We start from the raw sequence: 9,454 nt of genomic DNA, 5'->3' as shown, positions 1-9,454 counted from the left end.
TGACGATGCCCAGCAGGGAAAGGGCCGTTCTCATTTTGCTGCCGCGCATTGCATTGAATGCCAGCTTGATATTTTCAATCAGCATGCTACTCCTCCAACCTTCCGTCGCGGATACGGATCTGTCGATGGCAACGCATGCCCAGCTCACGGTCATGGGTGACAAAAATTACCGTGCGCCCTTCGCTGTTCAGTTCCTCAAAGAGCTCCATGATCTGATTGCCTGTTTTGGTATCCAATGCGCCAGTCGGTTCATCAGCCAAAAGAATCGTCGGGTCGTTCACCAATGCCCGGGCAATGGCTACTCTTTGCTTCTGCCCTCCGGAAAGCTCATTCGGCCGATGATGGAGACGGTCGGCCAAACCCACCCGCTCCAATGCATCCAGGGCTTTCTGCTTGCGTTCACGAACCGACATTCCTGCATAGAGCAAGGGAACAATGACGTTGTCCAGTGCAGTGAGTTTACCCAACAGGTTGAACTGTTGAAACACAAAACCGACCTTCCGGTTCCTGATGTAGGCAAGTTCGGTTTCGTTGAGACCGGCGGTGTTTTCACCATCGATGTCGATCAGGCCGCTGGTCGGGGTGTCGAGGCATCCGATGAGATTCATCATCGTAGACTTGCCGCTGCCCGAGGGCCCCATGATCGAGGAGAACTCCCCGCGCTTGATGTCAACCGATACCCCGTCGAGGGCTTTTACTACAAACTCCCCCATCACGTAGTACCGCCTGACATCCTGCAGTCGTATTACACTTTCAGCCATATTAGAATACCCTCATTCCAGGACCACCGCCGGCACCACCACCAATGGCGGAGAAGGCACCTGCAGTAGTATCGGTGCGCCTGATGATTACCGTATCCCCTACTTTCAAATCACCGTTGAGCAACTGGCTGATGCCTTCACCCAAATACTTGACCGTCACAGGAACCATGACAGTGCTTCCATCGGCAAGCTTCTTGGTTACCGTGCTGCCGCCGCGGGTGGTGGTTACAGCACTCTGGGGCAGCAGGATAAGCTTTGTCTCGCCTTCGCTGGTGATCGAACCTTCGAAGGTATATCCGGGAGCGATGGTGACAGGGGGATCGGCGATGGTCAGCTCCACATCCATGACCCCGATGCCCTGATTGGTATATCGCCCAAGCATGGGAATGTAGGAGACCTCTGCATCGATGGAGGACTCTGAATAGGAATCAAAATAGAGAACAGCCTTCTGCCCAAGTTTCACATACTGCATGTCGATTTCATCGATTTCAACTGTTGCCTTCAACCGGGAGCGGTCGATGATGGTCATAGCCGACGACCCTGCTTCAAAATAGTCTCCGACACTCACATTGACCTCTGCCACAACCCCATCGAAGTTGGCTATAGCCTTGGTGTAGTCGAGGCGGTTCATCGCCGATTTCAGGCGCAACTCCGTCAGTTCCAACTCCCTTTGGCTGCCGGTAAGCTGGATTCGCTCCAACTCTGCCTGCAAATTTGCAACCTCGTATAACTGGCTGGTGTTGTCCAGTGCGATAAGGACGTCACCCTTCTTGACCCGATCACCCTCTTTTACATAGACATCGGTGACGGCTCCTGCGGCCCGGAGGATGACCTTCTGGATTTCAATCGGTTCCACATACCCCGACAAATCGATGGTGGTGGAGAAGACATTCTCATAGACTTTGGCTTCTACTTCTTTCACAGCCGAGACCTGCTCTTTCTCTTGGGCCCAGGGGAATCGATTGTTTTCTTTGTAAAAGGTGTAGACATACAGCCCGAAGACGATAAGGGCAAGAATTACAAAGGTGGTGATGAGGCGCTTGACGCGCTGCCTGCGCAGTTTCTTGCGAAGTTGGTTTCTTACTTGGTGTTCGGTATTGAGCTCGTTCGAGGTATCGTGCATGGAATCAGTTCTCCCTTAGATTTGCAGAGCGCGGATTTGATTTTCAAGTTTCAAGCCATCCAACAAGATAGAGGACAGCGTATATGCGTCAATTTCAACATTAAAGGCAGCATCATCGACATCCGCCTTGGTGGCAAGACCCTTCTCAAACAGTGTTTGTTGTTGCTTCAACAGTGCCAGATTATAGTCCATCGACTGTCTGTGCAAGGCATGCGTCATCTCCCAAGCTGCAATATTGCTTTCCAATGTTGCTGCATTCTGCAAATACTCATTCAGCGCAGTCTGATAGGCTAATTCGGCGATAAGGACTTCATTTTCCAACTTCTGCAAGGTCAGGGCATCGCTGGCAAGGGTCTTGTTGTTGTTCCAGGAGCCGGAAACGGAGAGAGAAGGGGAAAATGAACCCGTATCAAAATTATAAGTCCCATTAACGCCACCGGAAAGAGAGAACTGTTTGGCATCGATAGCAGCAGAAGCCTGGACACTCATGGAATTCGTACGTTCTAGTCCTGCGCCAGCTGGAACAATACCACTTGTCTGGGTAGTCTTCACTCTCCCGTTCAAAACAAGGCTCTTATTGGTAAACTCAGCCTTCTTCAATGCAAGCTCTTCCTTTGCCAAGTCCAAGGCAAGGGACTTTAGCAGTACACTGCTGTTGCCCATGGGGTTGGAGGTGAATGAAAGATTCGGTTCGGGAATCGCTTCCACGCCTTCCCAGGCAAACCCGGCCAGCAGGGAAAACTGGCGAAGCAGCAACTCCCTGGTCGACTGGAGGTTTGCCAGCGTTGCTTCCTTCACCTTGATCGCCTGCTCTTGCGCCTGGTAGGCAAGGCTATCGCTGCGGATCAACTTCAAAGAAAGATTCTGCTGCAAACTGGTCTGCAAGTCTGCCAGGTCCTTTTCAGTCTGTTTGATCGATTTCTCATTCTCCAACAGGGAATCTATCTGTGAATACAAACTGGTAGTGAAATTCAACTTGCTCGAGTCATAGGTGCTGAGGGCAAGAACCTCAGTCTGGCGGTTGAGCAGCGACTTTTGGTTGTCGGCCGTATAGCCGTAGGTAAGGGTATGGCTTGCAGAAACACTTGGAGAGATTGAAGAATAGGAATATGGAGCATCTATACCCATGGAACCGGTTGAAACATTGATCGTTGTTTTCCCGTCATTCGGAAGTGTGAAGGCGACGTTCGTACCTGACGTAGAAAAAACATAGTTCCCTGAGTTGTACGTTGCAGTGACCTCTCCACTGCCAACAGCAATTCCCAGCTCATCCTCAACCTGGTTGAGGCCGACAGTGAGCAAAGCCTTCTGCTTGGAGTACTCCAAGTCCTTCATGTTGGTACTTTCAGCCAAGGCTTGGGTTATCAAGTCCTGGAGAGGAATGGCTGTCAGGGGAACGGTTGCGGCAAGTACCAAACAGAGTACTGCCAAACGTCTTTGGTTATGCATATGAATCTCTCTACGCTCCTCGTAATATTCAAATAACTACCACACTATCGTACATTAGGAAGCCAGACGGCAACGGCTACGGGGCCAACTCCACATAAACTACAAAAGTCTTTGCCCGCCATCGACACAGAGGTCTACGCCTGTAACAAATGAAGAACGGAGAAGATACGAAACAGCCTGACAAACATCATCCACCGTTCCTGTGGACTTGAGTGGTAGCTGTTGCTGCATCTTTGCAAAATACGCATCATCCTCATTGCTCAGCACCAAACCCGGGGAGACGGCATTCACGCGAAGCGTGGGGCCGAGGGCCGCGGCGAGGGCCTTGGTCTGATAGGCAAGAGCTCCCTTGGCACAGTAGTAGGCCGGCCGGGACGCAGTAGGCGATGAGAGCTTCGCATCGAGCATATTGACAACCGAACCCTTCGCCGAGCGAGCCTTGAGATGGTGATACAACGCTTTTGTCAGGAAGAACGGTGCACTGCTGTGCACGGCCATGACCTGCTCGAACAAGGCGAAATCCGTTTCGTCCATCGTCCGTGAAGGAAAGAGAGAGGCATTGTTTATCAGATGATCGACTTGGCCGAAAGCCTGCACGGCCTGGCTGAACAAGTGATCAAGATGGCCCTGGTGACGTAAGTCACCTTGGACATATGCACTTTCAAAGCCCTGCAATGCAAGTTCCTCAACTACATACTGCGCTTCTTTGAAGCTTTCATTGCAATGAATTACTACCCGATATCCAGATGCAGCCAGTGATAGAGCCAATGCCCTTCCCAAACGTTTGGCCCCTCCGGTGATAAGCACGACATCTTTGTTACTCATAGACTTATTACTATACCGGCCTTGTTGCCGATTGGCAATTACGGCAGTATACTTGAAGGCAGGAGCAACAATCGAAACTCCTTACAAGGAACCATACACATGAGCAAAGACAATAAGAGTGAGAAAGATTGGAAAGACACTTTTAAAAAGAAACTCAACATAGAACCGGGGGTCCACGTCAATGAATCCGGGGGAAAAGACAAGAAGAAATTCACCTTCTCCTTTTGGTATTTCTTCATTATCTTCCTGCTGTTTCTTGCCCTGAACACTTACATGGTATCGAGGCAGACGAATGTATACTCGGTGGACTACTCCCAATTCAAATCCCTGATCGAAAAGGGAACCATCAAACGTGTCGCGATAGAGGAAGAACGCTATATCGGCTACCCCTTTGCCAAGGAACAGGTTGTGACCGACCTGCGTTCGCTTGCAACCGACCCAAATGCAGCAAGCTTGCTGCAATCCTTCAGCACCTACAAGGTCGAAGACCCTTCCTTCATTCCCTTCCTTGAAGAGCAAGGTGTTGAGTTCTATGCAGTACCGCCTGCAAAGCCGAGCATTCTATCCACCTTGCTCAGCTATGCGTTCCCGTTCATATTCATTATGCTCATCTGGCGCTTCCTATTCTCCAAAATGGGAGGTCAAGGCGGCCCGGGGGTACTCTCCTTCAACCAGAATAAAGCAAAGATTGTCGCCGAAGGAGATACCGGAGTCCGCTTTGCCGACGTGGCCGGGGCCGATGAAAGCAAGTATGAGCTGGAGGAAGTTGTCGACTTTCTCAAGAACCCTGACAAGTATACCGAGATCGGGGGAAAGATTCCCAAGGGAGTATTGCTGGTCGGTCCTCCAGGAACCGGAAAAACCCTGCTGGCCAAGGCTGTTGCCGGTGAATCCGGTGTCCCGTTCTTCAAGATGAGTGGTGCCGACTTTGTCGAAATGTTCGTCGGTGTGGGAGCTGCACGGGTGCGTGACCTTTTCCGTCAGGCGCGTGAGAACTCTCCCTGCATCATCTTCATTGATGAAATTGATGCCATCGGCCGCTCGAGGGTATCGGCGGGAATCGGCGGAAACGATGAACGCGAACAGACGCTGAACCAGTTGTTGGTTGAAATGGATGGTTTCGACTCCAGAACCGGTGTCATCATCCTCGCAGCCACCAACCGACCTGAAATCCTCGACCCGGCCTTGCTCAGACCCGGACGCTTTGACCGACAGGTCCTGATCGACAAACCGGACTTGGAAGGGCGGTATGCCATTTTGAAGATACATACCCGCAACATCAAGCTCGGCGACGACGTCGATCTTCGCAAGATCGCCCAAAGTGCTGCAGGCCTGGCCGGTGCCGACCTTGCCAACATAGCCAACGAGGCCGCCTTGATGGCGGTCCGGCAGAAGCGGAAGCAGGTAATGCAGGCCGACTTTGAGGAAGCAATCGAGAAGTCGGTGGCAGGCCTTGAGCGCAAGAGCAGGCTGCTCAACGCCAAGGAGCGTGAACGGGTTGCATACCATGAAACCGGGCATGCCCTGACCGCTTACATGACAGAAGGAGCCGAGCCGGTAAGCAAGATTTCCATCATCCCCAGAGGAATGGGAGCTCTTGGCTATACCTTGCAGTACCCCACCGAAGACCGGTTCCTGCTCAGTCAGAGCGAGCTCTTGTGCAACATCGACACCCTGCTTGGCGGTCGTGCCGCCGAGGAAGTCATTTTCCAGGAGATTTCCACCGGGGCGGGAAATGATATTTCCAGAGCCAGCGACCTGGTTCGTCGCATGATTACCGAATTCGGTATGAGTGAACGATACAGGAACATCACCCTTCCTACGACCCAGAGCGGTATCGCCGGGGTGAGTGGTGCACGCGAGTACTCGGAGAAAGCCCAGGAATACATCGACACCGAGACGGCACGCATCGTCAATGAACGGTATCAACTTGTAAAGGCCAACCTTGAGAAGAACCGCAAGGCTCTCGAGGTAATCACTGCAAAATTGCTGGAGAATGAAGTAATTAATGGAACAGAGTTCCAAGCTCTTGCAAAAAGTGAGGTCATTGTCTAATCTGCTTCCGTATGATTAAGAAAAAGATTGAAGATAGAGACTTACAAGAACACCTTGCCGCCCTAAGCGATGATGGGCGCGAGGTGTTTCTTTTGCATAACGACCAAATACGCGTTACTGCAATAGCGGCAACCAAGCTCATAAACCAAATGCGCGCCAACCATGATTTGGGCTTGCTGGAAACCTACGTGCTGGGTCAGGCCTACCTTGCCGGGGCTCTGCTCAGCGCCACGGTAAAAGGAAATGACCGCATCCAGCTGAATATTGAGTGCGGAGGCCCCATCGGAGGGGTATTCGTAGAGTCGTGGGCTGTGGGTGCTGTGCGAGGATACCTCAAGCATAACCCCATCCCGCTGAAGGAGAGCCTGAAAAGTCTCGATTTGAACGAGCTGTACGGGCCGGGTTTCCTTTCCATTTCCAAAATCCTGGAAGGGCGCAAGACTCCGTTCACCGGCCAAACCATGATGGCCTACGGCGACCTCGCCAAAGACCTGGCTCTTCACTACCAGCAGTCGGAACAAACTCCCACCATGTTCGTCCTCTCCCTGCATTTTGACAAGCAAGGGCGGGTTACCGGCAGCGGGGCTCTCTTTTTGCAGGTAATGCCTGGATGCAACGAAGGCGTATTGGCTGAACTAGATGAACTTTCTACCAAATTACCCTCGATCGGGACTTGGCTCGCAGAGGGAAAAACCATCCGGGCCTATGTAGAACAGCAGTTTCAAGCCTATCAGGTTCGCCACTTGGCAAGCCAGTTCATAGCGTTCTCCTGCCCTTGTACCCGAGAGCAGTACACCCGGTACCTGCAGCAATTGAACAAGGAGGAACAGAAGGACATTCTTGCGAACGGCCCCTTCCCCTTGGAGGTGGTTTGCGTGAATTGCAACACCCACTACCACTATGAACGTTTCGAGTTGGAACACCTGCTCTCTGAAGCAGGAGGAGTTGCCGAATGATTTTTTTCGCCACATCAGCCCTGTACATGAACGACATCATCGAGGAAGAGGCAAGAGCAGCAGGGGCTACCGATATCAGGACGATCAGCGGAGGGGTTGAATTCTCAGCCGACCTTGCTGCGGCCTACCGATTCTGTCTCTGGTCGCGTACAGCAACCAGAGTACTGCTCGGCTTGTTCGAGGATGAAGACATCCTCGATGCAGACGAATTGTACGAAGCGTCCGCCCAGATACCCTGGGAGGACTGGGTCAATCCCAACATCACCTTCTCGGTCACCGAGACAGTGAAGAACTGTCCGTACATGAAGAACTCCCACTTTGCCGCAATCCGTCTCAAGGATGCCATCGTCGATCGCATCCGTTCCAAATTCGACGGTGAAAGGCCCTTGGTGGATACGGAGAACAGCGATGTGGTCTTCCATCTGCATATCGACGGCGATAAAGTCGCCTGGTATGTGGATTTTTCCGGCCGTGGCCTTCACCGGCGTGGGTATCGGGTCGCCCAAACCGATGCTGTGCTCAGCGAGTACCTCACCTGCTCGGTCATCTACCGCAGTGAATGGCGGAAAACCTTGGAAAAAGGCGAAGGCGTACCGATGCTGCTCGATCCCTTCTGCGGCTCGGGAACCATTGCCATTGAAGCTGCCCTCTGGGCTGCAGACAGGGCGCCCGGCCTGGTAAGCGCCCGGCGATTCAACTTCTTCAACCTGCCCATCCATGACCCCGATGTCTATGAGGAAGTGGTCGATGAAGCGATGGAACGAGCGGAAAAAGCCAAAGAGCGCACCATCGAAATCCACGCATGGGACAACGACCCCAAGGCGGTGGCGATCAGCAAAAAACATGCCGAGCTCGCCAAGGTCGACCACCTGATCAAGTTTCAGGTCAAGGACTTTCGTACCATAACCGAAGCAGACGTTCCGGCGGGTGTGGGATACATCATCACCGACCCTCCCTACGGGCTGAGAATGGAGAGCGACACGTCCTTGGAAGTCCTCTACCGCCAGATAGGCAAACAGATCAGTACGCTGTTCGGCGGCTGGAATGTAGCAATTCTTTGCGGTCAGCAGGAGCTTCTCAGTCATGTCGACATGAAACCCGATCGAACCAATACCGTCAACAACGGTGGTGTCACGTGCCAAATTGCCCATTACTATGTATTCACTGCCGAGGAGCGTCAGCAGATGATCGAGCGGGCGATTGAACGCAAGAAGGAACGGCTTGCACAGCCTCTCGGCGATGGCGCCCGGATGGCGTACAACCGCTTGGTGAAGAACCTGGCCAACCTCAAACCAATCATGCAGCAGCAGGGCGTAAGCTGTTATCGCATCTACGATGCCGATATGCCCGAGTACAGTGCCGCCATCGACCTGTATGAGGATCGCTACATCAGCCTGCAGGAGTACGCCCCGCCGGAGACGATCGATCCAGAGGACGCCCTCAGGCGCCTTGGGGAGCTTATCGATGCCACCGAGCGGGCAACCGGCATCGACCGCGAGCAAATCTATGTCAGGCAGCGAACCCAGCAGAAGGGAGAGAAACAGTACGAAAAGATGGCCAGCACCGACAAGTTCTACATCATCAATGAGAACGGGGTGAAATATCTGGTCAACTTCACCGACTATCTCGATACAGGAATATTCCTCGACCACCGGCCCATCCGCAAGCAGATTGCCGAAATGTCGGAAGGCAAACGTTTCCTCAACCTCTTCTGTTACACCGGTACGGCAACCGTCCAAGCGGCAAAGGGAGGGGCTTTGAGCACAGTCAGTGTCGATGCATCCGCAACCTACCTGGATTGGGCGATGAAGAACATGCAGCTCAACGGATATACCGAGATGAACCACTTCTTCTATCGCAGTGACTGCCTTGAGTTCCTCTTCGATACGTATGACCGCTACGATTTGATCTTCTGCGACCCCCCGACGTTCTCCAACGGAAAGGGACGGGCGAGCTTCGATGTAGACCGGGACCAAGTCAGGTTGATCAAGGCTTGCATGATGCACCTTGACCCGAAAGGCACGTTGATCTTCAGCTGCAACTACCGCAAATTCCGCCTTGATGAGCGGTTGCTTGAAGAATTTGATGTCCAGGACATCACACCAAGCACCATCGCAGAGGATTTTGCACGCGACCAGAAAATTCACTATACCTTCTTGATCAAGCATCGAACCGTCGTCACAAGCAAAGACACGAAACCAACGATCAAGGTGGTGCGCAAGAAATAACCGAGAGAGGCTCCCGCAAGGGAGCTTCCTTTTACTCTTCACTCGTGCTAGAGTCTC

At 52.6% G+C, this 9,454-nt stretch carries 7 protein-coding genes; 3 read left to right on the top strand and 4 right to left on the bottom strand.

The genetic code is table 11. The annotated features are described in order from the left end of the window. Positions 1 to 86: 86 nt before the first annotated feature. The 4 genes from B3K89_RS09650 to B3K89_RS09635 all read right to left on the bottom strand — a co-directional run bounded on the left by B3K89_RS09650 (position 87) and on the right by B3K89_RS09635 (position 4,158). Positions 87 to 761 carry an ABC transporter ATP-binding protein gene (locus B3K89_RS09650; protein WP_293894385.1) on the bottom strand — a complete coding sequence of 225 codons (675 nt, stop codon included), beginning with the start codon at positions 759 to 761 and terminating at the stop codon, positions 87 to 89. A 1-nt stretch (position 762) separates the two neighbouring features. Beyond that, complete coding sequence (locus B3K89_RS09645; RefSeq protein WP_293894382.1) at positions 763 to 1,884, bottom strand: HlyD family efflux transporter periplasmic adaptor subunit; 1,122 nt, start codon at positions 1,882 to 1,884, stop codon at positions 763 to 765. A 15-nt stretch (positions 1,885 to 1,899) separates the two neighbouring features. Then, positions 1,900 to 3,333, bottom strand: coding sequence for a TolC family protein (locus B3K89_RS09640; protein ID WP_345907336.1), 1,434 nt, complete (start codon positions 3,331 to 3,333; stop codon positions 1,900 to 1,902). Between the two features lie 99 nt (positions 3,334 to 3,432). Further along, positions 3,433 to 4,158, bottom strand: a complete 726-nt coding sequence (locus B3K89_RS09635; protein ID WP_293894376.1) for an SDR family oxidoreductase — start codon at positions 4,156 to 4,158, stop codon at positions 3,433 to 3,435. A gap of 99 nt (positions 4,159 to 4,257) precedes the next feature. Here B3K89_RS09635 and ftsH point away from each other — a divergent pair, with 99 nt between their 5' ends. The 3 genes from ftsH to rlmKL are packed head-to-tail and all read left to right on the top strand — an operon-like array spanning position 4,258 to position 9,397. Beyond that, positions 4,258 to 6,213, top strand: coding sequence for an ATP-dependent zinc metalloprotease FtsH (gene ftsH / locus B3K89_RS09630; RefSeq protein WP_293894373.1), 1,956 nt, complete (start codon positions 4,258 to 4,260; stop codon positions 6,211 to 6,213). Positions 6,214 to 6,224: 11 nt separating this feature from the next. Then, positions 6,225 to 7,169, top strand: coding sequence for an Hsp33 family molecular chaperone HslO (locus B3K89_RS09625; RefSeq protein ID WP_293894370.1), 945 nt, complete (start codon positions 6,225 to 6,227; stop codon positions 7,167 to 7,169). After that, entirely contained in the window at positions 7,166 to 9,397 is a 2,232-nt protein-coding gene (rlmKL, locus tag B3K89_RS09620; RefSeq protein ID WP_293894367.1) for a bifunctional 23S rRNA (guanine(2069)-N(7))-methyltransferase RlmK/23S rRNA (guanine(2445)-N(2))-methyltransferase RlmL, read from the top strand. Before B3K89_RS09625 ends, rlmKL begins: the two co-directional genes overlap by 4 nt. The last annotated feature ends 57 nt before the right edge of the window (positions 9,398 to 9,454 follow it).

This window comes from Sphaerochaeta sp. UBA5849 (assembly GCA_002432715.1).
In the GTDB taxonomy this organism is placed as follows: domain Bacteria; phylum Spirochaetota; class Spirochaetia; order Sphaerochaetales; family Sphaerochaetaceae; genus Sphaerochaeta.
This window is presented reverse-complemented; position numbering and strand designations above follow the sequence as displayed.